Origin of the sequence: Terribacillus aidingensis, assembly GCF_040703035.1 — a bacterium.
Lineage (GTDB): Bacteria > Bacillota > Bacilli > Bacillales > Amphibacillaceae > Terribacillus.
In genome coordinates, this window is the sequence record NZ_CP159996.1 from 3,351,118 (window position 1) to 3,375,191 (window position 24,074).

Consider the following 24,074-nt stretch of genomic DNA (forward strand, 5'->3'; position numbering starts at 1 on the left):
ATAACGATGCAAGCACGAAAACTAATTGGCACAATCATACTTATCGCAGGTATCGCCCTGCTGATTCTTTCTATAGGACTATCAATCGTATTCGGTGTCGCGGATATCTCACTGGGCACTGTCTGGAATAGTATTTTCCATTATGATGCTGCAAATACATCCCATCAAATCATTCATCGGCTTCGAATGCCTCGTACTGTAGCGGCAGTTCTGATTGGCGCAATGCTTGCTGCTTCCGGAGCGATCATGCAAGGGATGACTCGCAACCCGCTTGCTTCTCCGCAAATCATGGGCGTAACTTCCGGTGCGACTTTCATGATCGCGATTGCACTTGTCTTCCTTCCTGGTATTTCCAACGTAAACCTGCTTTTATTCTCATTTCTTGGTGCAGGACTTGGCCTTGGACTTGTCTTCGGAATTGGCCTGTTGGCAAGAACCGGATTGACACCAGTGAAGCTGGCATTAGCAGGGACTGCTATCACTGCTTTACTTGGAGCCTTCTCCAACGCCATGGCAATTCATTTTGATGTTGCCAGGGACTTGAGCTTCTGGTACGCGGGGGGTGTCGCGAATGTGCAATGGGATACGGTAAAGCTGTTATTCCCAGCTGCTGCGGTCGGCTTCGTACTGGCATTGTTCATCAGCGGATCGGTTACGACCCTAAGTCTCGGAGAAGATGTGGCGACCGGCCTTGGTTTAAAGACCGGTCTGGTGAAAGCAGCCGGAGTACTGGTTGTGCTGATTTTAACAGGAGCTGCCATTTCAGTCGGCGGTACAATCGGTTTTGTCGGATTGGTTATTCCACATATCACACGGTTCCTCGTCGGACCGGATTATCGCTGGATCATTCCATGTTCGGCTGTGTTGGGCGGTCTTTTACTTAACTTTGCCGATATTGCATCACGTATGATCAATCCACCTTTCGAAACACCTGTTGGCGCTCTCACGGCTTTGATCGGCGTGCCATTCTTTATTTATCTAGCTCGCCGGGAGGGTAAGAACATATGATACACCCTGCGAAAAAAACTAATCTGGTGGCAATCGGAATAATTACTGCTATTCTTATTGTATTTTTCATCAGCTTGAATACCGGAACAATCCCTATCGGACCGGCAGATGTTGTAAAGACTTTGCTTGGTACCGGGGATGGCTCATTTGATGTAATCTTATTCGATTTCCGTCTGCCGCGCATGGTAATTGCGCTATTGATAGGAATCGGAATGGGTATTGCAGGTGCGATTCTGCAGGGTGTATCCCAGAATGGACTTGCTGACCCAGGTATCTTAGGAATCAATGCAGGGGCAGGTTTTGCTGTCGTCCTTTATATTTTCTTCCTGCAGGATAAGCTGGCTGGTACCGGCAGCCTGCAAGTATTCATCATGCCACTATTCGCATTCGCTGGGGCGTTCCTCGCAGCATGCCTTATTTACGCATTAGCTTGGAAAAAAGGTGTTACGCCAGTCCGTCTAATTCTTGTCGGTATTGGGATAAACGCTGCCTTCGGCGGTCTGATCATCGTCTTCCAGCTTATGATGGAACCGAAGGATTTCACGCAGGCGACAATCTGGCTGAACGGCAGCATCTGGCAGACGAGCTGGAATTATGTCCTTGCACTCTTGCCTTGGATTATACTGCTCGTCCCATATGCAATTTATAAAGCAAAAGCATTAAACGTTTTGACACTAGGCGACCAAATCGCTGTCGGTGTCGGGGCTCCGGTGCAAAAAGAGCGCACAATCCTGCTGCTCCTTGCTGTTGCACTGGCGGGAGCTTGCGTAGCCGCTGGAGGAGCAATTACCTTCCTCGGACTTGTCGCACCGCACTTGGCAAGGCGTATCGTTGGACCGAATCACAAGCATCTGCTTCCGATTTGCGCACTGATCGGAGCTCTCATTATGCTTGTAGCCGATACTTTATCGCGAACGATTCTGGCGCCATCTGAAATTCCAATTGGTTTGGTAGTTTCGGCGATTGGCGCACCTTATTTTATCTACTTGTTGATTAAAGAATGAACCCTCGCTAATGAGAGGGTTCATTTGCTTACTATACTAAATATCAGTTCGTAGGATCTCCGGGTTAGATGGTACCATCCAAATCAAAAATGAAATTCATTTGCTCTCCTCCAAAATCAAAGCCATATGTATCTCTGAAATATATGTATCTCCTATTTTCAATGCATGCTTTTCTACGCCAAATTGCCGGAAACCAGCTTGTTCGTAAACATGCTTGGCAACCGGATTTGTCGCAGCTACGACAAGGTTTACCTTTTCAATTCCTTCCCGTTCTTTTGCCACTTGGATCATATGCGCTATCAGCTTTTTTCCGTACCCTTTTCCTCTTGTTTCAGGAGCTAGATAAACTGCTACTAAATCTGCACGGTGGCGGAGCTTTACAGGCTTTTCATATCTTAATGTTGCATTGCCGGCGAGATTCCGATCCAGAAATATCCCATACGTCTCAGCATCCGGACTCTCAAAATTTCCCCTTATCCGTTCTATTGGATTTTCCTGTTTCACTGCATCCTCATAGGAGGTGCCAAATGCATCCGGATGTGCCTGCAAGGCTTGTAGTCTTAGTTCCCAGTAAGCTTCTGCATCAGCTGCTGTCAATTTTCTTATTTTCATAGATTTTTCCCCCTCAACCCAAGTAATATCCTTCGAATAGGCGTCCACCGTACGGCTCCAAGCAATCATCTGCCAGCTGTACAATAGCTTGCTTATCATGTTGCTTATAAAATGCTTCTAAGCTTTGTTCAAATTGAATTGCAAGATCTGAGTCCATGCTCTTCAATTCCCGGAACATCCATTTACCTGAACCAATCCAATGCCGGCTGGTGCGAAGCGTAAATATCGCCAGATCATTGACGATTGCATTAACCAGGAAATACGCTTCCCCGCCTACCTCTTTATCAAGGAAATCATCAATTAGATTCGTAATCATATACCGATTATGATCGATTTTTTGTTTGTCCCAAGGCGAAGGTCCAGCAGCAAATATAATGCTTGCTTCGGATTTCATTTTGGTAACAACTGGCGCTTCTTTCAGTACAATCGCTTCACTCACCATCCTTGGCATGGAAGGGATTCCTCGTTCTGCGTCACTGGCAAAGAAATTCTTGTAGGCCTCTCCTGTGTAAACAAACACCTCTATCGGCCACCCATCAAAATGCAAAGATTCTCTGTACGCCCTATTTTCTCCCGCATACAGAATAATGATATCCAGGTCAGAAGTGGCTGTTGCTTCCCCTCTGGCACAGCTTCCTGCCAGCATTGCTCCTGTGCAGTCCGGATGGTGGATTTCGATGAATCTTTTGGCAGTATCTTTTGGGTCTCTCAAAAAAAATCCCTCATTTTCATTTGACGTCTATATCCAGTATCTGTATAATGAGCATACAACAAAACAGAAGCGTTGATAAGGACAAGATGCACACGCCTCTATCTTTCAGAGAGCGAAGGAATTGCTGGAACCTTCGCAGATAAGCATATGCATTACCGCCTTGGAGCTATTACGGGGAAACACAAGTATCCGTAATCGGGAAGACCGTTATCGTATTTTGAAGCATCAGCTATATGCTGATGGAATTAGGGTGGAACCACGACCGCAATCGTCCCTTTAGAGAGATGAGTGCGGTCTTTTTGTTTACAATTTTATATCTTAAAAAGCAATGCGAAGGACATGATTCAGATCATCCTTCTCCTGACAGAAAGCAGGGTCACCGGCTGAGAGCCCTGCAGGAGAACGATTTGGATTACCACCTTCAAGCTATAGCGGGGAACTAGCAGTATCCGCTATCGGGAAATCCGTTATCACGAATGAAGCGCCAGTATTGGCGAAATTTTGGGTGGAACCACGACCACAATCGTCCCGATCACGGGAGGATTGTGGTCTTTTTTATATCTAAAGGAGGAATTATCATGAATAAACAAGCAGAAGCAGAAAAACGAAACCATCGCAAACTCGGACAGCAACTCGAGCTTTTCCTAAGCATGGAGGAAGCACCTGGCATGCCTTTCTTCTTGCCAAAGGGAATGGTATTGCGCAATAAATTGGAGGAGCTGTGGAAAGAAAAACATGCCCAAGCTGGATATGATGAAATCAAAACTCCAATCATGATGAAGCAGCAGCTCTGGGAGCAGTCCGGTCACTGGGATCATTATCACGAAAACATGTATTTCTCAGAAGTGGATGATCAGCGCTATGCTATTAAACCAATGAGCTGTCCGGGCGCCGTACTGATTTACAACAGCAAGCTCCGCAGCTATCGCGATCTTCCAATGCGTTATGCAGAATTAGGGCTTGTTCACCGGCACGAACTGTCTGGTTCCCTGAATGGATTGCTGCGTGTTCGGTCATTCACACAGGATGATGCGCATCTGTTCGTCCGTGAAGATCAGATTGAACAAGAAGTGGAAAAAGTACTGCAGCTGATCGATGACTTTTACAGTCTATTTGGCTTTTCTTATGAAGTAGAGCTATCCACTCGCCCAGAAGACTTCATGGGTTCACCCGCTGTTTGGGATAAGGCGGAGGCAGCATTGGAGAATGTTTTGAAACGCCAAGGTATTGTGTATAAAGTAAACGCTGGAGACGGTGCATTTTATGGCCCGAAAATCGATTTTCATATTCTCGACAGCCTTGGGCGCAGCTGGCAATGCGGGACTGTTCAGCTTGATTTCCAGATGCCGGAGAAATTCGATTGCAGCTATGTGGATCAAGAAAACAGCCGCAGACAGCCGATTATGATTCACCGGGCTATCTACGGATCAATCGAGCGCTTTATGGCCATTCTCATCGAGCATTACGCAGGAGACTTCCCATTCTGGTTGGCACCTGTTCAAGCAAGTGTTCTCCCGATAAGTGATGCACATGCGGATTATGCTCATGCAGTTTGTGCGGAATTGCGTAAGGGGGGGTACCGTGTATCAGTGGATGATCGTTCAGAAAAGATCGGATTGAAGATACGAGAGGGATCGCAGCAAAAAGTGCCTTATCTGCTTATTGTAGGCGATAATGAAATGCAAAATAAGACAGTTGCTGTCCGGAAACGCCCGGAAGGCAATCTTGGGGAAATGCCTTTGTTGGATCTTATGAAACAGTTTGAGGGATAAGAAAAAAGCGGGTGCTCTTGGAGCATCCGCTTAAAATATACGAATCAATTCTTTCGTGTAAGCATGACGGCTATTATCGTAAATTTCTTCCTTCTGAAATATATCAAGCAGTTCCCCATCTTTCATGACAGCGATGCGCTGACACAGCTGATAAACTGCGGCTAAATCATGTGAAATGAACAGATAGGACATGCCTAATGTCTTTTGCAGGGAAGCAAGCAGCTCGAGAATGGCTCCTTGGGAAAGCACATCAAGACTTGCTGTCGGTTCATCCAGGACAATGAGTTTTGGCTCGATACTGATGGCGCGCGCAATGGTAACGCGCTGCTTTTGCCCGCCGCTCAGCTCATGCGGATAACGGTCGCCAAGTTCTTCCGGCAGTTCAACTGCTTCAAGCAGTTGTTCTACAAAACTTTGTTTTGAATGGAATGTAAAATGCTCCAGTTGGAGTTCCTGCTGAAACTGCATGTAAGGATCAAGCAAAGAATCCTTGATTTTCAGCTTTGGATTCAATGCAGCTGTTGGATTTTGAAAGACTGTCTGAACGTTTCGGCGATAGTCTCGAAGCTCCTTGCGATTTGCATTGGCTAGCGGTGTACCATCAAAACTGATGGATCCATCATCAATCTTTTCGACACCTAGCAGGCAGCGAGCCAGTGTACTTTTGCCGCAGCCGCTTTCGCCTACCAACCCCAAGCTCTCCCCTTGATGTATGGAAAGAGACAAATCATTCACAGCCAGCTTACCGGGATTATAGCTCTTCTTCAGATTACTTATTTCCATAACAGTCATGATTTGCTTACCTCCTTGATACGCATTGGAAGCGTAGGTGCAGCATGGATCAGCTGTTTGGTATACGCATGTTCCGGCTGATGGATGAGCTTTTGTTTTGATCCAGCTTCAATGATTTTCCCATCTTTCATAACAGCAATTTTATCTGCATAACGAGCAACATGCCGCCAATCATGGGTGATGAAAAGAATCGCACAGCCCTTTTTTTGCTGGAGCTCTTGAAGCAGTGAAAGAATTCGATGCGCAGATACACTATCAAGTGCAGTTGTTGCTTCATCTGCAATCAAAATATCAGGTTCTAAAAGAAGTGCAAGTGCTATAGATGCACGCTGCAGCTGGCCTCCGCTCAGCTGAAATGGGTATCTCTTAATAAAAGCTGCATCCAGACCAACCGATTCAAATGCTTCATTTATCATATTTTTACGCTTTTTCTTTTCTTGCACTCCATGTGTTAGCAAATACTCTTCCATATGCTGCTGAATCGTCAGAAAGGGGGTAAAAGAACCGTTATAGTCTTGGAAAATGTAACTGATCGCCTTTCCTCGCAATTGGTTCATTTCTGTTTTTGGGCGTTCAAGGATATTGCTGCCTTGGTAAATTACACTGCCAGAGGCTCTTAGATTAGGTCCAAGCAACTGGCCGATTGCTTGTGACAGCATCGTTTTCCCGCTGCCACTTTGACCTACGAGGGCAAACCACTCTCCTTTATCGATAGTTAGACTGACATGATCCACAATCGTTTTCTCACCATGTGATACGGTTAGATCTTTAATCGATAAAATCATGGCTGCACCTCCTTTTTCACATCGAATTTATCTCGTAAATAGTCACCAAGGATATTTGCCACCAACACTACCACCACTATTGCAAGTCCAGGATATATCATCATTTCCGGGTTCGCTTGGAAATAAGGTCTGGACTCGTTCAGCATAGCGCCCCACTCTGGCGTCGGAGGCTGTGCTCCGAGTCCGATATAGGAAAGCGAGGAGATCAGCAAGATGATCTTACCAAAATCTAAACTGGCTAAAACGAGTACGTTCCCAATAATATGTGGCATCAGATGTTTGCGCATAATTGTAAATGTGGAAAGACCATTAATTCGGGCAATGGTGATGTAGTCTTTTTGCACTTCTGTCAGCACTGTACTGCGCACCATCCTGGCATAGTTGACCCACTTCACGAGAACAATTGCAAAAAGCAAATTTCCAATACCGGGCCCCAGCAAACCGCTAAGTACAATGGCTATCACTGTATCCGGAAAGGCAAGGAAGCCATCGGCAATTCGCATGAATAGGCGATCAACCCAACCTCCCTTTAATCCAGCAAGCAAACCGAATGGAACACCAATGATGACTGCTGCTGCCAAAGCAATCACACTGTAGCCGACAGTCAGGCGGAAGCCGAGTAAGAGCCTCGTAAGTACATCACGCCCTAAATGGTCAGTTCCCATCGGATGTTCCCAGGACGGTGACGCCAGTCGGTTCCCAACATCTGTCATATTAGCATCGTGCTTCAAATAAAGAAACGTATATGCCACTGCCGATAACAACAGAAGCAATAGCGCACTAATCAGCCAGACTCTGGCTTTCTTTATTCTTTTCGGGGAAAGAGCCATAACACTCATCTAGCTGATGTTCCTTTCTTTAGACGAAGTTCAGGATTTACATATCGATAAGATAGATCCACTAATGTATTCACGACAAACACGATAGCCGCCATCAGAACAATATAGCCTTGAATCAGCGGGTAATCACGTTGACGTATAGAGTCAACGACTAGCTTTCCTACACCGGGGTAAGCGAATAATACTTCCACCACGACAACGCCTCCAATCAAGCTGCCCAGACTGACACCGAATACTGTGATGACAGGCGGCAAACTGTATCGGAAAGCATGTGAGAAGAAGATGCGACTTTCTGAAATACCTCGTGCTCTCGCCGCGCGGACAAACTCCTGCCCTAAGGAGTCTAACAGACTGGAACGAAGCAGCCGCACGTAAACACCTGCAATAGCAAGTCCTAATGTCACTGATGGCAGGATAAGGGATAACAAACTGTCACGTCCCATTGTTGGGAACCAGCTAAGCCTCACAGCGAACATATCTATCAAGATAAGTCCGAGCCAGAAACTAGGAACAGCTGCTCCGATAATGGAAAAATATCTGCTGATATGGTCAATCCAGCTATCCTTATATAGAGCTGACAGCGAGCCTAACGGAATAGCAACCAAGAGCATAACGATCAAGGAACCGATCGTCAGCTCCAGTGTAGCTGGAAGTCCCGTCAGCAGCATCTCTGCAACCGGCTGACTAGTTATATATGAATTTCCAAAATCAAGTTGAATAAACTCCAACAGCCACTTTCCATATTGAACAAGCAAAGGATCGTTGAAGCCCATATCTTCCCTAAGTGCTTCTACTTGCTCTTGGCTTACATTCAGCTCATCCACATTCAGGATTGTGAGCGCTGGATCTCCTGGTGCAAGGCGAAGGAAAAGAAAACTGAAGAAGGTGACAAATAAAATGAATAGCACAACCTCCAGCAGCCGTCTCCCGATAATACGAAACATCACTTCACATCCAATTGATTTGTAATCATATAATACTCACTTCTTGTTGTTACCCAGTTCTTTACTTTTGTTTCATCATAAGCTACGAGCGTGTCTGGATAAATCACAAACGAATTGATTTGGTTTTCATCCACATAGTTAGCAGCAGCTTCCGCTAGTTCTGCACGCTTGTCTGTATCAACTGTTACATTTAATTCATCGATGATTTTCGTCAGCTCTGGTTCATCTGCCCCGCTGAAATTCAAAGCTCCATCTGGATGATACGTCGCATTCAAGTAGTACCCTGCATCCCCACGAGGTGCTGTCAGATTACTGTATGTGGCCAGATCCCAATCCCGATTTGCTGCCATATATTCTTCCGGAATCTCGATTTGACGCAGTTCTACTTCAATACCAAGTTTCTTCGCATCAGATTGGAATATTTGAGCAATCAATGGAAGATCAGCCCTGGCAGAGTATGTCAGCATTGTGAGCTCAAGAGGTTCCCCGTCTTTCTGCATCTTGCCATCCACTAGCGAATAGCCAGCCTTCTCCAGATAGTCCTTTGCCACATCTTCTCCTGTTTCATGGTCACTATAGCTTGGTGCGAATGGCAGGGAATCGGGGAATGGGCCTTTAGCCGGCTGTGCATACCCAAGCAATACAGAATCAGCGATTTCATCTCGATTAATCAAGGCGTCTAATGCCTTACGAACATTTACATCCTTTAGTTCTTCCCGCTCCATATTCATCGTCATCTGGTGAACGCGGAAGGTCTCTGTCGATTCAACCTTAATGCCATCCTTTGCTTCCAAGCTCTCGATGCTTTCTGTTTCTGGACGAAATACAACATCCGCATCACCCGATTCTAATGCTAAGGAGCGTGCATTCGCATCTTCATTGAAGGAGAACGTCACAGAATCCAGCTTTGCTTTTTCATCCCAATAATCCTCGTTCCGAACCAGCTCCAATTTGCTGCCTGGTGTGAAGGATTCCAGTTTGAAAGGGCCTGTCCCAATCGGATTATTTACAAAGTCTCCTGCTTCCACATCAATGATGGATACGTTGGGGTTTACAAGTTCTGAAACGAATTCCGGAAATGCCTGTGTATTCGTAACCTGCAATGTCCTGTCATCTATTGCTTCGATAGTATCAATTTTCAATGCATTTTGGATGGCTACGTTATCCTTTAAAGATCTCTCCAATGATGCTTTTACCGCAGCTGCATCCATCGGTTCTCCGTTTTGGAATTTGATACCTTCACGAAGCTTGATTGTCCATTCTCTACCTTCGTTTGTACCTTCCCAGCTCTCTGCAAGCCACGGTTCAATCTTCAGTGTTTCTTCATTCAATCGAACCAACGTTTCTGTCATACCTGCACGCAAAGGTACGTAGCTGGAGTCTACATTCGGATCCAAGGAATTCGTCGCGAAATTATAAACGAAGGTCAGATGCTTTTTATCACCCTCCGAATCTGCATTATTCGTACAAGCTGCAAGCAGTACTATCAATCCTGCTACTCCTAAAACCTTCATCCATAATTTCTTCATCCTGTTTCCTCCTCTAAATCTATATGTATGAGATAATTTCGTAATCATTACGTTTTGTATGTTATCGTAATGATTACTATTTGTAAAGATAAATTTCCATAAAAAAATAGCCCCGCTATGGAGCTATTCTTTTAATGGTGACAATTCTTCTTCCGTCAGCCACTTATGGTTTTTCACTTCTTCCCCTGTTGCTGTCGAAGTGTAGTCGACCATATATACTGTTGTATCCTCTACTTTTTCCACAATCGCAGTTGCGCCCTTCATCCCTTCCATATGGTCAGCCTCAAGCGTAGCCTCGATTCCCGGTTCTAGCGGATGCTCATTCGCCTCCTTCAGCTCTTCCTGGATCACCCAGCGATGGTGATCCACGTGCTTGCCGCCATCCGTTGGTGTATATGTAATTTCATATGCATATGTATCAAATGCACCGACAATGGTCGCTTCGGCACCTTGCATCCCTTCCATATGGTCAGCCTGGATAATCACTTTGCTGCCTAGCTGAAATTTAGGATCATCTGCTTCCTCCAGGCCCTCTGGCAATTTTCCGGATTCATCATGCTGCATATGTTTCATTTCCTCGGCACCTTGGCTATCTTGTGTTTGCATTTCATCATTGCCGCATGCACTTAACATGAACACTGCCAAAAGCAGAATCATTAGTATCCTCATTTGATTCTCCTCCTTTTCTAGCATTAGTATGTATCATACTCTCCTACCCCTATACCCTTCCATCTTTATCGTTAACATAAGAATGCTGACACACAAAAAGGACAGTCTGTTGACTGTCCTAGAGGGTTTTTGCTATAACCTGTTTGTAATACATCACAGATAGAGCACCAAATATGGAATATAGCAGCGTATAAACAACCATAACAGCCAGCATAGGAATCCATAAGGATGAGCCGAACCAAAACCAACCGGATTGCACAGCAAAATAGCTATGAGACAAGCCAATCAGTAATGGGATACCGAAGTTGAACAGCTGTTTATGTACGATACCTTTTCTTAAATCCTTTTTGGTATAGCCTATCTTACGGAGAATAGTGTAGGTTTGCTGTTCACTGTCACCTTCATCCATCTGCTTGATATACAATATGCTCCCGGAAGTGATGAGAAATGCAAGTCCAAGGAAGCCGACAATGAATAAATACAGACCCATTTGCATCTTCTGCTGATCCGCTGCCAGCTCTTTAGAAACAGCGTTGTCTTCAAATTGCTGCTCCTGGAATAATTGAGCAGCAACCTCTTTGTCCTTATCATCCTGCACAACTAGTTTAAAGAAGGATTGAGATTTGATAGAAGGAAGGTCTTCCAGCTCCCTATAATCCGCTTCATCCAAAACGCCTATCGGAGCACCATACGAAAGAAATGAAGGTACTTGATACATGTCATGGATAGCTACTAACTCAAGAGTACGGTCAGCTTCTCCTAAAAACCTTACCTCTCCAGGCTGGAATTTCATCGAGCGCTTTAACCGATCACTCTGACCCGTTAGTACCATCTGTCCATCCGATACATCAACATCTGCTTGAGTATCTGGTATAACTAAGAATTGCTGTTCTGATGTAATACCTGCGCCTTCGGCAAGTATATCCGTCAAATCTGCACGCAGCTCCAGTGTTGACGTTTCCTTTGTCTGTTCCTGTATACCTGACACTTTAAGTACGTGTTCAAAATCAGCGGCGTCTTCCTTTGCCAGAAAGACAAAATCTGCTTTGGCAGTCAGCGCATCCCCATCTTTGCCTACAGAATAATACGTAATATATGCCAGCGACAGAAAGCCGATTGCCAATGCCGATAATGTGGTAATGACCGTAAGCAAAAATGCATTCGTTCGCATTCGGAACATGATGGTACTTAAAGAAAGTACTTGCTTGATAGAAAGATATCCGCCCTTACGTTTACGAAACAGCATCAGCAGGAACGTAACGGAACCCTTAAAGAATAGGTATGTACCGGCAATACAGGATGTCAATATGATCATCATTAGCATCATCATCTTGTTTGTAGCATCAAAGTCACCGCTGAAAAGTCTTGTAGACAAATAATAGCCGAATAAAATAAAGAGTATACCTGCTATGCCAATTATCATCTGCCACCAAGTAACACGTTTCCCTGCTGTTTCAGACATTTCACGTACAAGGAAAAGAGAAAGCAAGGTTTGTCTTTTTATCTGGAAAGCCATCATGATCATCAATAGCAGATAGAGTAAAGAGAATACGATGATGGTCCACTTTAGAGCAGAAGCGGAAAAATTCAGTTCTGTAATATTTTGAAGCCCTGTCATTTTGTAGAGAATCATAGTGAGTAATTTGGATCCCAAATAACCCGTGAAGACCCCTATAATTAAACTACTCAAATATAGAATCGCATTTTCTACAGCAAGCATAAAAGCTATCCGATGTTTTGTCATTCCCACTAACTGGTACAAACCGATTTCCTTTGATCTGCGTTTAATTAAGAGCCTATTGGTGTAGATAAGAAAAACAGCTACAATCCACAATAACATCATGGAAGCTACCTTTATAGCTGCACTAACTTTCATGGAATCTTCGATTGAGCCCATAGAAGCATCAAACTGCAATGTCAAAAATGCGAAATACAATCCGACACTGAATACAAGAGCAAAAAAATAAAGTCCATAGTGGCGTATATTGCGTTTTGTATTACGATAGATCAATTGGTAGATTGACATATTACTTGCCTCCAAGTAATAAGGGCTGCCGAGCAGCCCCATAATTTAAAGCGATTGTTTGATTACCTTGTTATAGTGGACTACCGAAAGAATGCCGAAGATTGAATACAATAGTGTATAGATGACCATCACGACTATCATCGGTGTCAGCATGACTGAGCCAAACAGGAACCAGCCAGATTGGACAGCAAAGTAGCTGTGCAAAAGTCCGATGACGAGCGGAATTCCGAAGTTGAATAGCTGCTTGTGCTGGATACCGCGGCGAAGATCGGTTGTTGTGAATCCAAGCTTGCGGAGGATCGTGTAATTCGGTTTCTCACTTTCTGCTTCATCCATCTGCTTGAAGTAGAGGATACAGCCGGACGTAATCAGGAAAGTCAGACCAAGGAAGCCGACGATGAATAGCGTTAAACCAATTGTTGATTTCTGATCTTCGAGTATATCGATTCTAGATTCACTGTTATCCTTTGCTTCTAAATCCAAACCGTTGAATATATCATTTGCCTTTTGCAGCTGATCATTATTTTCGATTGTATAGCCGAAATACCAATGATAGCCTTGATTCAAATCTGGATTAATATCCTGCTTCAATTCCTGGAACAAAGCATCATCGACAATCATTGTCGGCAAGCCGCCCATGGTGTAATAGTTGGAAATTGGATATTCGTCCTCAAGCCCCGTGTATTGCAGTGTCGTTTCGGTCTCTTTCCCATGGACAACAACATCGCCTTCGTCTTTTAGAGACATGAAACGCTGCAGCAGCTCATTATATCCGGTTAGTTTCAATTCATCTGGAGCTACATCCAAACCCGCTGCCTTCTCGCTTATGACAGCTGTATCCATCATAGACGCATTAAAGTTCAGCTCCAGCTCTGTTTGCAGAATGTCGTCTATATTGAGTTGTACTGTGTACACTTCGGCTTTATCTTCCGTATAAGCAATCTTGTTGTCTTCCATAGCCTGACGAAAGGCTTCAGCATCGCTCTCTGTCAGCAAGGAGAAATCTTCTCCTCCTGTATAGTTATAAGCCGTTTCTTCAGCAGAATAAAAGGTAATATAACTTAGGGAGAGCAACCCAATCGCCAGCGCAGATACAGTGGTGATGATGGTAAGCAGCATCGCATTGGACTTCATGCGGAACATGATGGATGAAAGGGACAACACTTCTTTGATATTCAAGTAGCCGCCTTTTTGCTTCCTAATAAGGCTTACCAGGAACGCGACAGATCCTTTATAGAACAAGTAAGTACCAAGAATGACACAGAACAAGATAAAGAACATAGCTCCGAACAATTCCACCATGGAGGAGAAATCACCATCAAACAGCTTGCCCGAGACAACGTATCCCACCGCAATCAGTGCAATCCCTAAAATTCCGATGATAACTTGGAAAACAGACAGCTTCCTTGCTGTCATTTCTGTTTTTGATTTCACGTGAAACAATGATAGGATCGTCTGGCGTTTGATAAAGAGTATGTTCATCAGCATGATAAGTACGTAAATACAAAGGAATACTAGCAGCGTTTGAAGTAATGCTCTTGATGAAAAGGACAGTGATGCGATTCCTTCGACACCTGTAACTTTAAACAAGATCATGATTAAAAGCTTGGAACCGGCAAATCCCAATAGGATACCAATTAAGAGACTGCCAAAATAAAGAATGGCATTTTCTGCACTTAACAATCTGAAAATCTTATTTTTCGTCATACCAATCAACTGAAACAGACCGATTTCCTTGCTGCGCTGTTTGATAAAAATCGTATTTGCATAAAGTAAGAATACTGCAACGATAAAGATAAGAAGCACCGAAGCGGTGGCTATACCTGCTCCGCCTTTTACAGAACCTTCTATAGAATCCATCGACTTGTCATACTGCAGCGTCACAAATGCAAAATATAGACCAGCACTGAAAATCAAAGCAAATACATAAAGATAATAGTTACGCAGGTTTTTCTTCAGATTACGGAGTATCAGACTATTAATGCTCATTTTGCACCCCGCTGAGCACACCTTGTGTGGACATGATGTCTTTGAAGAAAGCTTGGCGCTCTTGCTGGCCCTTGTTCAGCTGTGTATAAATCTGACCGTCTTTGATGAAGATGACGCGGCTGCAATAGCTGGCTGCTGCTGGATCGTGGGTTACCATGACAATGGTTGCTTTTCGATTTGCATTCAATGAACTAAGCTTGTTTAACAAATCAGATGCTGATTTTGAATCCAGTGCACCTGTCGGTTCATCTGCGAAGATGATGCTTGGTTCATGGATGAATGCACGCGCAGCAGATGTCCGTTGCTTTTGCCCTCCGGAAATCTCGCTTGGATATTTATTTTGCAGTTCCAAGATACCGAGTTGATTAGCTACTTCCTCAAATTTGCGATCCGCCTCTTTTTTGGGCACTTTTTTGATAGATAAAGGAAGCAGTATGTTCTCCTTCACTGTCAGCGTATCAAGCAAGTTATAGTCCTGGAATACGAAGCCAAGATGGTTCTTGCGAAATTCAGCCAACTGCTTCTCTTTCATGTTTGTGATTTCGTTGTTTTGGATCAGGATAGTTCCGCCGCTCGCACGGTCGATGGAAGAAAGCACGTTCAGCAACGTTGTTTTACCAGATCCGGAAGAACCCATGATGCCAACGAACTCCCCCTCCTCGATACTAAGGTCGACACCTCGCAGCACTTCCTGTTTATTGAATTTATTTCCGTAATTCTTCTGGACTCTTGTCGCTTCTAGAATTCCCATTGTTTCGCACCTCTTTGTCTGATTTGTTACCTCAAGTATACGGATGCGCCAGAATATGCTCCTGCTTTTCAGCTAACAAACGAACAAAAGCGTGTGACAATCCTGTCACACGCCAGTCATGCCGACCATATCATTTCGTTTTGGGAAAGTGAGTGTAAAGCATGTACCCTTCCCAAGCTCGGAATTTACATCCACTTTAATTTTCAGCGGTATCGCCGCCTTCTTGGTCAAATAAAGCCCCATACCGGTGGCAGCTTTATTATGCTGGATAGTGGACGTGAAGCCCTGATCAAATATACGCGGCAAGTCTTTTGCATCAATCCCTATACCATGATCCTGAATACGGATCTGTACATGACCGTCGATTTTTTCACTAGAAATATGAATATCACTGTTCTCACTGTACTTTACTGCATTAGACAATAGCTGGCGCAGGATGAATGTGAGCCATTTCGTATCGCTCAACACTACTTCTGTCTGCAAATCCATTTCGAATCCGATTCCCTTCTGCATACACCAAGAACGCAAGGAACGGATTTCCTGACTGATGACAGTATGTAACTCAATTTCCTCTATATATAAGTCATTCTCAATGAATGTGATACGTTTCTGATGGATTTGTGTGTCCAGCAGCATATGTACACGCAGCCATTCATAGGTCAGCTGCTGCTTCAGAGTATCATCCTCAATGCGCTCAATGATCAGCTGCATAGCTGTCAGCGGTGTCTTTACTTCATGAATCCAGGAAAGAAGTTCATCCTTCTCCCGCTCTAACGACTCCCGGCGATCAGAAGATGTTCGATTCAGGAAATTGACCTGCTCTTGGAGACTTTCATGAACGATATATTCGTATGGCCGATCTGGTTCCGGCAATGTCGAAGCGTCCAGACTCTTCTCCCAATCATTCAAACTACGATAAAAACGCGTTTCCCGGTGATAACGGAAAAAAAAGAATACGACTAGCAGCAGCCAAAACAGCAAAAGTACGTAGAGGATGGAATCAAATGGAATCGTCGTATCCACATACGCCACTAATAGCAGTAAACAAGAGAGCAGGAAGAACATACCTATCCAGCTTGCCTTATCCCGAAGATACTTTCGGATCATGGCTGGTCTACCTCCAACGCACAGTACCCTTGTCCTACTTTCGTTTCAATCTGCTGACCAAGCCCGATATCGTCTAGCTTCTTCCGCAGTCTATTCACATTGACAGTCAATGTATTATCACTAATGAAACGCTCATCATCCCAAAGACTTGTTATCAATTTCTCCCGAGAGACAATCTTGTTTTTCTGTTCTACCAAAAGCTTCAGGATGTACATTTCATTCTTCGTCAATTCTACTTTGCCCGTCTCATTCTCTACTTCATTTTTCTCATAATCAACTGTCGCACCATTCCACGTTTTCAATGTAACGTTATCAGTATTGTAGTTATAAACACGCCGAAGAATAGCTTGTATCTTCGCTATCAGCACTTCAAAATGGAACGGCTTTTGAACAAAATCATCTCCGCCCAACTGCATCGCCATGACCATATCCATTGGATGATCCCGGGAAGACAGGAAGATGATCGGAACATTGGAATGTGCCCGTATCATCCGACACCAATGGAACCCGTCGAAGCTTGGGAGCTGTATATCGATCAGAACAAGCTCCGGCTGCACGGAAGAGAATCCTTCCATCACCTTTCCAAAGTCTTCTATCCCGTGCACTTCATAAGACCATTGCGTCAATCGCGTCTTGATTTCTTCGAACAGACTTTTGTCATCCTCGATTAATAATATCTTAAACACGCTCGTCACCTCATTTATCTTCCATAAAATTGTAACGAATACTCACCGTTTTTACTAGCATCTCAGGGTAAAGATTGTTTCTATATCAGGCTTATGCTAGAGTTTTCTCATATAGATAAAGCGAGGTCCTGCACGATGTTCGATCCTACTGTATTCGATAATTTGAAAGTGGCTTTTGAGAATCAGCTTTATGATTTGGATAACTTAGACAAGGATATTACCATTGTATCCCGTCATGACCGCATGGAGATGGCTACAATGTCGCGAGAATTCCGCCTCGGTTTCACTTTGCGGGAAAATGCGGAAGTGACCGCTGAAATATGTCTGGAGGCTTCGCTGCGTGATTTGGCAGATGAGATTTTGGAAGAGCCAGAAAAGAATCCTGGATGCACGTTGCGACTCTTCTTTTATATGACCGTTGAGGAGCCGGAAATGGAATGTCCTGTAATTGAATCGATCCTGACTCAGATTTGGACACCACCAAGCAGACCGGAACAAACCTTGCAATATACGTACGATAAACAGCAGACGCATTACCAAAATACAGTCGAGGTGCGTTTTGATCGGAAAGTGAACGAAAATCAGATGGAGGATCTTCCGAATTTGATTGATCATATTCTGGACTCTCTCGAAGCACTTACAACAGAATAAGAAAAGCCCGCAGTATAGCTGCGGGCTATTTTCTTATTTTTTCTGAAGCTTTATATGATCGACATTCAGCCAAGCGTTTGCTTGGGCTTTGTTGTAAATGCCGATCTCTATTTTACCGTCTGTAACTTTGACATTATCAAGCGTTACTTTTGTCCAATCTGCAGCAGCGCCGGGTATTGTCTGTTTCACCTGTGTACTTCCATTTTTTGCATATATCTCAGAAGTTGTATGTGTACCGCCAGACTTTACCCAAGCAGATAGTTTATACGTACCATTCGGCAAACCAGTCAGCTGCTGGTAGACAGAAGCTTCATATGCTTTTGCATCCCAGAACGATAACTTGTAATTCCCATCAAGTGCATCAGCTTCTGTTTTGACAGCTGTGCTTGTTGTTCCAGAAGCAGTCCATTTTGTCCAATCCGCCGGAGTTCCAAAGGATCCGCCTGATTCAAAGCTGGGATTCTTCGCATAATTCGTCTGTGCGCCCGCATTTGGAGTACCAAAAATCTTCACAGTATCCAATGCATTTCCATTGAAATCAAAGATTGCTTGGTTATCCCACTCATTACCCGGTTCATCTGTAACGCCAAGATAATTCATACCGGCGGTCGTTGCCCAGGATACTTTTCCATTATTCCATAGCGGCTCCCAGTAGAAGAATCCGGTTCCCTTCTTATTCGGCACCTGCTGGATAGATGTTACCAAATCCTGCATGAAGTTATGTTGTCCTTTTGGAGTTGCTGCATAACCAGCAGTTGCAGCTTCTTCCTGACCAAATGCATTTTCCTTTGCATCAGCGTTACCCGTCGTATGGCCATAGGCCGTTTCAACAACAATGACTTCTTTTCCATAACGCTTGGATATATTGTTCATATTTGTTTCCAAGTCATCCAGTGTACCGTGCCAATAAGGATAATAAGAAACACCAATTGTATCGTATTCCACATTGCGGGCTGTAATTTCGTCGAACCACCATTTAAAGGTTTCATAATTACCGCCCTCTGCCAAATGCAGCATCAAAGCAGTATCTTTCGGCTCTGTATCCCTCACCGCTTTGATACCGGACTTGAGGAAAGCTGCCAGCCTGTCGAATTCACCGCCGCCTTCCCCCCAGCTCTTGCCATGAGGCCACAGCATGCCGCTATTTAATTCATTTCCTATCTGAACCATATCTGGGTAGACATTTTGTTTCTTCATCTCGGCAAGTACGCTGAACGTATAATCATATACCTTCGTGTTTAACTGTTCGAAGGATAATCCCTGCCAGCTTTTCGGCAGATTTTGCTTGCCAGGATCAACCCAAAAATCGCTGTAATGGAAATCAAGCAATACCTTCATACCTTTTGCTTTAGCGCGCTTGGCCAAATCGATTGTCGTTTTCAAATCATTTGTACCTGCACCATACGTATTGCCAGCAGCATCTCTCGGATCGTTCCAAATGCGCAGTCGGACATAGTTAGCTCCGTTATCCTTCAAGATTTGCAAGGGATCCTTCTGCATTCCGTTCTCATAATACTTCGCTCCAGCCTTCTCCATATCCGCCAACGTGGATATATCTGCACCTCGGATGAAGGAGCTGTCATAGCCAGCTGCCTCAGCCGGCTGAACTCCTGCAAATGCACCCGCGAAACTTAACAGTAAAACAAACAGCAATATGAAATTTTTTTTCAAAGGTTTCTCCTCCTGTTTATTTAAGCTGATTGATAATATAATCCACCGCTTTCTTTGGATCACGTGTCAAACTGATATATTCTGCGCCTTTTGTTGCAGCTAATTTAATACCGAGACGATCAGTATCTTCTTTTATATCTTCAAAATACGATCCTACCTGAGGTGCCAGGATGACCATATCGTAGTCTTGCATGATTTCATAATGCGAGCCGTACGCTCCAGCAGACGCAGAGATCGGTACGCTGAATTGTTCGGCTCCTTCCGTTAAAGCATTTGCTAGCATGGCACTTGTACCTGCACCAGCACAAAGGACGAGGACGTTTGTTGGTTTTAGTTCATTCGAAACAGATTCTCTTTGTTCCAATTCTACTGATGCTTGCGTTGCTGCAATGCCGCTTACCGCGGAAGCCATTGCTGGCTGCGTTCTTGCCGCAGCTGCTTCCAGCTGCGCGTTGCGCGCTTCCTGCATGACGAGCTCTTTGTCGTAGACTTTACAGAACGGCAGATAAATCAAGAAGTCAACTACGATTAAGGTCAACACTAGCACGAACGACCATAATCCCATTCCAGTTCCCAGTACAAGACCAATCGGTGCTGGTGTGGCCCAAGGCAGAACATACATGAAACTATTCATGCCGATGACATCAACGAAAAATTTAAAAATACAAACGTTGATCATCGGTGTCAGCAAGAATGGAATAAAGAAATACGGATTCAGGATGATCGGTGCTGAGAATAGTAATGGCTCGTTAACCGCAAAACTGACTGGTATGAAGGACGCCTTACCAACTGCCTTCAGCTGCTTCGACTTTGCCAAGAGCATGAAGATGAATGGCACTACAAGTGTGGCTCCTGTACCGCCCATCGTACCTACAAAGTTACCAAGACCTACTGTTAAGACATTGGTTGCCTGCTCCCCTGCATTATACAGCTGCAGATTGGCTTCTACATTGACATAAATGATGGCTGCAATGGCAGGTTCCACGATAGACGGTCCATGTACACCGACAAACCAGAAGAATGCCATCATACCCCAGATGATCATGATCCCTAGATAGCCATCGGCCGCAGTGAATAATGGGGAAAGCAGTTTGACTAATGCTTCCGCGAATGGCACATTCAACGAAGTACGAACTATTAAGTCGATAATGACCATACCAAGGACAGAGAATGCGAACGGGAAAATATCCTTGAATGTCTGGGAGATCGTTCCTGGCACTTCCTTTGGCATTTTGATCGTGATATTTTTCAATACACAGAAACGATAGACATTAACCGTTATGAAAGCGGATACAAATGATGCCAGTAAACCTTTGGTTCCCATGTATTCAGCAGAGAATCCGCCGTCAATCTGCGAAACGCTCAACAGCATGAACCCAACAATGGATGCAAGCATTGCTGATGTTGAGTTGATAACTTTATTCTTTGGCATTTTCCGGTTCACTGATTCACTTAGACTTCTGGCTGTAGTAGCGGAAACCAGCAAGCCTACCACACCCATGGAATAGTTATATACTTTCCACAGCCATGTCGAAACACTTTCCGGCCAGGCAAATCCCAGTACTTCAGGCAAAGCTGCCAGAAGGATGAAAATACTTGCGAACAGAATTGCAGGCATTGCCGTCAGGAAACCATCACGAACTGCCCCAAGGTAAATATTTCGGGAAATCTTCTCGAAGAACGGTTTCCCTTTCTCAATTTGTCCAATAATCCCTTTCATCCTACTTCCTCCTCTTTAACTCGTTTTGCGGTAGAGCTCGACGAAGTCCTGTACAAGCTCCCGAAGAAGCAATGTTGTCATCAGATGATCCTGACCATGGATGAAGATGAAACCGATATCCATATCCTTGCCGGCTGCCTCATCTGCCAGTATCTGTGTTTGTGCATTGTGAGCCATTTTTAGGTTTTCATCCGCATTCTTAAGCTCTTCCTCTACATTCTCGAAGTTACCTGTCCGCACTTCCCGCAGCAATTTCATGAGCGAGCTGCGCGCATCCCCGGCATATGCAACAATCTCAAAACCTAGCATTTGCAATGATTCTTTAGTCATAATAACCCTCCTAAAATGCTTGCTTTCATATTATTTTTGGAAAAGCACGGCGAGCAGGACCCACCGTGCAGAAGATCAACTAATTGTCTTTGTCTCACTAAGACGCTTGTACCAGTAAGCAGAAGCCTTCGGATAACGCTTTTGTGTTTCGAAATCGACATAGAATAATCCATAGCGTTTGTTATACCCATTTGTCCAAGAAAACAGATCCATCAAGGACCAGAGGAAGTAACCTTTCACATTCACCCCATCATCTATCGCCTTGCCGATCGCTTCCAGATAGACTTTCAGATAGTCGATCCGAGCCTCGTCCATAATGACACCATCCTCGAACTCATCTTTGTAGCCCATTCCATTTTCCGTGATATAAATTTTGTTGTAATGAGGATAATCCTCTTTTATACGGACAAGGATGTCATACATACCTTCCGGATAGATCAGCCAATCCCAATCCGTGCGCTTCAGCCCTTCTTTGTAAATCCGTTCGCCAATTCCTTTTACTTTGTATACAGAAGTCCCTTTGTCTCCTGTTCCATTGTGATGAATCTGCGTTTCGCCATCATAGGCTTTGACGAAGTGGCACTGGTAATGGTTGATTCCAAGATAATCATTTCGGCGGGATGCCTTCTTCATAATTTCGAAATCTTCCTCTAGGAATTCAAAGGTTGCTCCATTCACTTCAGCAATTTCTTCGAGCGCCTGCATCGTCTTATCTGAATAGTATCCGAGATATGTAGCATCCAAAAGGAAGCGGACGGAAAGCGCATCATCCAAGAAAGCCGCATGCTGATCTTCCGGCGAGTCTGTTGCTGGATATTTTGTTTCTAAAGAATGCACGACCCCAATCTCACCAGGGTAATTGTTGTCCTTGAATAAGTTAACCGTCCGTGCATGAGCAACCATCATATTATGCAAGCATTGTATGATCATCGAAAAATCACTCTTCACTGAAGGAGGGAATGTCCCTAGCAAGTACTGATTTGTCGCAACTGGATAAATTTCATTGAAAGTGCTCCAGTAGTGAACTTCATGGAATTCCTTGAAACAGAACGCCGCATAGTCGACGAAGGCGTCCAAGTTGTCTCGATTCAAGAAATCTCCTTTATCGAACAGTGTCTTCGGTGTGTCGAAGTGATGTAAGGTGACGAAGGCTGTGATATTCCGCTTTTGACACTCTGCGAAAAGATTATGGTAGAAATCAACGCCTTCTTGATTCACTTCTCCAGTTCCATCCGGGAAGATTCTTGTCCAAGCAATGGAAATACGGATACCATTTACACCGAATTTCTCACAAAGTCTGATGTCCTCTGGGTATTGATGATAAAAGTCACTGGCAGGATCGGGACTGAACCGACCTTGCTTCTCCAGGAACTCATCCCAGGCTACCGGCCCCTTACCGCCTTCCTTCGTCGCGCCCTCTGCTTGATAGGCTGCTGTTGCTCCTCCAAATATGAAATCCTCAGGCAACTTATACATAATCGGATTCCTCCTTCAAAATGTTTGTTTAAGTAGTGGTATATTGTTTGTTTTTGTTATCTTTCGTTCATTGTAAACGGATACAATCAACCTGTCAACGATGTATTTTCTAAAATTAGGCAAATTACAGTGCAATACAAACATCTTATTGTTTGTATTTGTTTATTTATATTGACTGTATAAACTTGCATATGATAAGTTATGTTTAAAGTTTTGAGGTGAAAATATGTTGAAAAGAGAGCGTTTATTGAAAATAGTGGACATCGTCAACAAACAGGGAATCATAACAGTCAACGATATCATCCACGAATTGAACGTTTCAGATATGACAATCCGCAGAGATTTGGATGAATTAGAGAAGGCAGGTAAGCTTGTAAGGATACATGGCGGGGCACAAAGTATCACCCATGCAATGGATCAGGAGTTGTCCCACGTGGAAAAGCTAGATGTCCAGGTAGAGGAAAAAACACAGATTGCTGCACTAGCTGCTTCGGTCGTAAGCGATCGAGATACGGTTTTTCTTGGGCCAGGAACGACGATTGAACTGCTTGCCCGCCACTTACTTCATAAGAAAATCAGAATTATCACGAACAGCTATCCGGTATTCGAAATCCTAACCCAAAGCGACACAGCCGAGATTATGTTGATTGGCGGGGATTTTCGGAAGAATACCGGTACTTTCGTCGGACCGCTTGTAAATAGCAGCCTGCAAAAGCTCAATTTCACGAAAGCTTTCATCAGTGCAAACGGAGTTCATAATGAAGAGATATCTACCTACAGCATTGAAGAGGGTGAGGCTCATCAGATTGCGCTGAACAATTCCCGCAGCAAATACTTGCTTGTCGATCACACGAAATTCAATAGGGAAGATTTCTATGTATTCTACAACCTGCATGATATGGATTATTTGCTGACGGATGATAAGATACGTACTGACGTTCAGGCACATTACGAGCAATATGTAGAGATGCAATTACATAAAAGGCATAAGGAGGAATAGA

Annotated in this window: 22 protein-coding genes and 1 other annotated feature; of the genes, 5 read left to right on the plus strand and 17 right to left on the minus strand. The window is 44.1% G+C overall.

Features of this window, described 5'->3' with window-relative positions; translation table 11 throughout:
* Positions 1 to 6: 6 nt before the first annotated feature.
* Entirely contained in the window at positions 7 to 1,008 is a 1,002-nt protein-coding gene (locus tag ABXS78_RS17285; RefSeq protein ID WP_366248270.1) for an iron ABC transporter permease, read from the plus strand.
* A complete protein-coding gene (locus ABXS78_RS17290) occupies positions 1,005 to 2,012 on the plus strand; it encodes an iron ABC transporter permease (RefSeq protein ID WP_366248271.1) in 1,008 nt (335 codons plus the stop codon). The genes ABXS78_RS17285 and ABXS78_RS17290 overlap by 4 nt, the downstream gene beginning before the upstream one ends.
* A gap of 96 nt (positions 2,013 to 2,108) precedes the next feature.
* On the opposite strand, the gene ABXS78_RS17295 is transcribed toward ABXS78_RS17290, so the two are convergent.
* Together ABXS78_RS17295 and ABXS78_RS17300 are read right to left on the minus strand one after the other, a co-directional pair.
* A complete protein-coding gene (locus ABXS78_RS17295; RefSeq protein ID WP_366248272.1) occupies positions 2,109 to 2,624 on the minus strand; it encodes a GNAT family N-acetyltransferase in 516 nt (171 codons plus the stop codon).
* 13 nt (positions 2,625 to 2,637) lie between these two features.
* Complete coding sequence (locus ABXS78_RS17300; RefSeq protein ID WP_366248273.1) at positions 2,638 to 3,336, minus strand: nucleotidyltransferase domain-containing protein; 699 nt, start codon at positions 3,334 to 3,336, stop codon at positions 2,638 to 2,640.
* A 63-nt stretch (positions 3,337 to 3,399) separates the two neighbouring features.
* Positions 3,400 to 3,615 (plus strand) — a binding site (T-box leader).
* Between the two features lie 299 nt (positions 3,616 to 3,914).
* On the opposite strand from ABXS78_RS17300, the gene thrS reads away from it, so the two are divergent.
* A complete protein-coding gene (gene thrS, locus ABXS78_RS17305; protein ID WP_366248274.1) occupies positions 3,915 to 5,108 on the plus strand; it encodes a threonine--tRNA ligase in 1,194 nt (397 codons plus the stop codon).
* A gap of 30 nt (positions 5,109 to 5,138) precedes the next feature.
* Here the strand turns inward: thrS and ABXS78_RS17310 are convergent, their stop codons facing one another.
* The 11 genes from ABXS78_RS17310 to ABXS78_RS17360 form a co-directional block, all read right to left on the minus strand.
* Positions 5,139 to 5,900, minus strand: a complete 762-nt coding sequence (locus ABXS78_RS17310) for a dipeptide/oligopeptide/nickel ABC transporter ATP-binding protein (RefSeq protein WP_366248275.1) — start codon at positions 5,898 to 5,900, stop codon at positions 5,139 to 5,141.
* Positions 5,897 to 6,685, minus strand: a complete 789-nt coding sequence (locus ABXS78_RS17315; RefSeq protein ID WP_366248276.1) for an ABC transporter ATP-binding protein — start codon at positions 6,683 to 6,685, stop codon at positions 5,897 to 5,899. The genes ABXS78_RS17310 and ABXS78_RS17315 overlap by 4 nt, the downstream gene beginning before the upstream one ends.
* Positions 6,682 to 7,524, minus strand: coding sequence for a nickel transporter permease (gene nikC / locus ABXS78_RS17320; protein ID WP_366248277.1), 843 nt, complete (start codon positions 7,522 to 7,524; stop codon positions 6,682 to 6,684). The genes ABXS78_RS17315 and nikC overlap by 4 nt, the downstream gene beginning before the upstream one ends.
* A complete protein-coding gene (gene nikB / locus ABXS78_RS17325) occupies positions 7,521 to 8,468 on the minus strand; it encodes a nickel ABC transporter permease (RefSeq protein ID WP_366248278.1) in 948 nt (315 codons plus the stop codon). The genes nikC and nikB overlap by 4 nt, the downstream gene beginning before the upstream one ends.
* Positions 8,468 to 9,997, minus strand: a complete 1,530-nt coding sequence (nikA, locus tag ABXS78_RS17330; protein ID WP_366248280.1) for a nickel ABC transporter substrate-binding protein — start codon at positions 9,995 to 9,997, stop codon at positions 8,468 to 8,470. The genes nikB and nikA overlap by 1 nt, the downstream gene beginning before the upstream one ends.
* A gap of 123 nt (positions 9,998 to 10,120) precedes the next feature.
* Entirely contained in the window at positions 10,121 to 10,666 is a 546-nt protein-coding gene (locus tag ABXS78_RS17335; protein ID WP_366248281.1) for a YdhK family protein, read from the minus strand.
* A gap of 118 nt (positions 10,667 to 10,784) precedes the next feature.
* Positions 10,785 to 12,692 carry an FtsX-like permease family protein gene (locus tag ABXS78_RS17340; protein ID WP_366248282.1) on the minus strand — a complete coding sequence of 636 codons (1,908 nt, stop codon included), beginning with the start codon at positions 12,690 to 12,692 and terminating at the stop codon, positions 10,785 to 10,787.
* Positions 12,693 to 12,737: 45 nt separating this feature from the next.
* Entirely contained in the window at positions 12,738 to 14,681 is a 1,944-nt protein-coding gene (locus ABXS78_RS17345; protein ID WP_366248283.1) for an ABC transporter permease, read from the minus strand.
* The gene (locus tag ABXS78_RS17350; RefSeq protein ID WP_366248284.1) at positions 14,671 to 15,432 is read right to left on the minus strand and encodes an ABC transporter ATP-binding protein; all 762 of its coding nucleotides are present in this window, start codon (positions 15,430 to 15,432) and stop codon (positions 14,671 to 14,673) included. Before ABXS78_RS17350 ends, ABXS78_RS17345 begins: the two co-directional genes overlap by 11 nt.
* Positions 15,433 to 15,537: 105 nt before the next feature.
* Positions 15,538 to 16,539, minus strand: coding sequence for a sensor histidine kinase (locus ABXS78_RS17355; RefSeq protein ID WP_366248286.1), 1,002 nt, complete (start codon positions 16,537 to 16,539; stop codon positions 15,538 to 15,540).
* On the minus strand, positions 16,536 to 17,225 hold the full coding sequence (locus ABXS78_RS17360; protein WP_366248287.1) for a response regulator transcription factor: 690 nt from the start codon (positions 17,223 to 17,225) through the stop codon (positions 16,536 to 16,538). The genes ABXS78_RS17355 and ABXS78_RS17360 overlap by 4 nt, the downstream gene beginning before the upstream one ends.
* A gap of 135 nt (positions 17,226 to 17,360) precedes the next feature.
* Here ABXS78_RS17360 and ABXS78_RS17365 point away from each other — a divergent pair, with 135 nt between their 5' ends.
* Complete coding sequence (locus tag ABXS78_RS17365; protein WP_366248288.1) at positions 17,361 to 17,876, plus strand: hypothetical protein; 516 nt, start codon at positions 17,361 to 17,363, stop codon at positions 17,874 to 17,876.
* A gap of 33 nt (positions 17,877 to 17,909) precedes the next feature.
* Here ABXS78_RS17365 and ABXS78_RS17370 read toward each other — a convergent pair whose 3' ends face one another.
* The 4 genes from ABXS78_RS17370 to lacG all read right to left on the minus strand — a co-directional run bounded on the left by ABXS78_RS17370 (position 17,910) and on the right by lacG (position 23,073).
* A complete protein-coding gene (locus tag ABXS78_RS17370) occupies positions 17,910 to 19,547 on the minus strand; it encodes a glycosyl hydrolase 53 family protein (RefSeq protein WP_366248289.1) in 1,638 nt (545 codons plus the stop codon).
* Positions 19,548 to 19,563: 16 nt separating this feature from the next.
* Complete coding sequence (locus ABXS78_RS17375) at positions 19,564 to 21,267, minus strand: PTS lactose transporter subunit IIBC (protein WP_366248290.1); 1,704 nt, start codon at positions 21,265 to 21,267, stop codon at positions 19,564 to 19,566.
* 15 nt (positions 21,268 to 21,282) lie between these two features.
* Positions 21,283 to 21,597: a PTS lactose/cellobiose transporter subunit IIA gene (locus ABXS78_RS17380; RefSeq protein WP_038562755.1), complete on the minus strand. Its 315-nt coding sequence runs from the start codon at positions 21,595 to 21,597 to the stop codon at positions 21,283 to 21,285.
* Between the two features lie 75 nt (positions 21,598 to 21,672).
* On the minus strand, positions 21,673 to 23,073 hold the full coding sequence (gene lacG, locus ABXS78_RS17385) for a 6-phospho-beta-galactosidase (RefSeq protein WP_366248291.1): 1,401 nt from the start codon (positions 23,071 to 23,073) through the stop codon (positions 21,673 to 21,675).
* Between the two features lie 226 nt (positions 23,074 to 23,299).
* On the opposite strand from lacG, the gene ABXS78_RS17390 reads away from it, so the two are divergent.
* A complete protein-coding gene (locus ABXS78_RS17390) occupies positions 23,300 to 24,073 on the plus strand; it encodes a DeoR/GlpR family DNA-binding transcription regulator (protein ID WP_366248292.1) in 774 nt (257 codons plus the stop codon).
* Position 24,074 lies beyond the last annotated feature (1 nt).

Coding starts and splice junctions, on each gene's coding strand:
- ABXS78_RS17285 (WP_366248270.1), top strand. CDS start 7: ATGCAAGCACGAAAACTAATTGGCACAATCATACTTATCGCAGGTATC.
- ABXS78_RS17290 (WP_366248271.1), top strand. CDS start 1,005: ATGATACACCCTGCGAAAAAAACTAATCTGGTGGCAATCGGAATAATT.
- ABXS78_RS17295 (WP_366248272.1), bottom strand. CDS start 2,624: ATGAAAATAAGAAAATTGACAGCAGCTGATGCAGAAGCTTACTGGGAA.
- thrS (WP_366248274.1), top strand. CDS start 3,915: ATGAATAAACAAGCAGAAGCAGAAAAACGAAACCATCGCAAACTCGGA.
- ABXS78_RS17310 (WP_366248275.1), bottom strand. CDS start 5,900: ATGACTGTTATGGAAATAAGTAATCTGAAGAAGAGCTATAATCCCGGT.
- ABXS78_RS17315 (WP_366248276.1), bottom strand. CDS start 6,685: ATGATTTTATCGATTAAAGATCTAACCGTATCACATGGTGAGAAAACG.
- nikC (WP_366248277.1), bottom strand. CDS start 7,524: ATGAGTGTTATGGCTCTTTCCCCGAAAAGAATAAAGAAAGCCAGAGTC.
- nikB (WP_366248278.1), bottom strand. CDS start 8,468: ATGTTTCGTATTATCGGGAGACGGCTGCTGGAGGTTGTGCTATTCATT.
- nikA (WP_366248280.1), bottom strand. CDS start 9,997: ATGAAGAAATTATGGATGAAGGTTTTAGGAGTAGCAGGATTGATAGTA.
- ABXS78_RS17335 (WP_366248281.1), bottom strand. CDS start 10,666: ATGAGGATACTAATGATTCTGCTTTTGGCAGTGTTCATGTTAAGTGCA.
- ABXS78_RS17340 (WP_366248282.1), bottom strand. CDS start 12,692: ATGTCAATCTACCAATTGATCTATCGTAATACAAAACGCAATATACGC.
- ABXS78_RS17345 (WP_366248283.1), bottom strand. CDS start 14,681: ATGAGCATTAATAGTCTGATACTCCGTAATCTGAAGAAAAACCTGCGT.
- ABXS78_RS17350 (WP_366248284.1), bottom strand. CDS start 15,432: ATGGGAATTCTAGAAGCGACAAGAGTCCAGAAGAATTACGGAAATAAA.
- ABXS78_RS17355 (WP_366248286.1), bottom strand. CDS start 16,539: ATGATCCGAAAGTATCTTCGGGATAAGGCAAGCTGGATAGGTATGTTC.
- ABXS78_RS17365 (WP_366248288.1), top strand. CDS start 17,361: ATGTTCGATCCTACTGTATTCGATAATTTGAAAGTGGCTTTTGAGAAT.
- ABXS78_RS17375 (WP_366248290.1), bottom strand. CDS start 21,267: ATGAAAGGGATTATTGGACAAATTGAGAAAGGGAAACCGTTCTTCGAG.
- ABXS78_RS17380 (WP_038562755.1), bottom strand. CDS start 21,597: ATGACTAAAGAATCATTGCAAATGCTAGGTTTTGAGATTGTTGCATAT.
- lacG (WP_366248291.1), bottom strand. CDS start 23,073: ATGTATAAGTTGCCTGAGGATTTCATATTTGGAGGAGCAACAGCAGCC.
- ABXS78_RS17390 (WP_366248292.1), top strand. CDS start 23,300: ATGTTGAAAAGAGAGCGTTTATTGAAAATAGTGGACATCGTCAACAAA.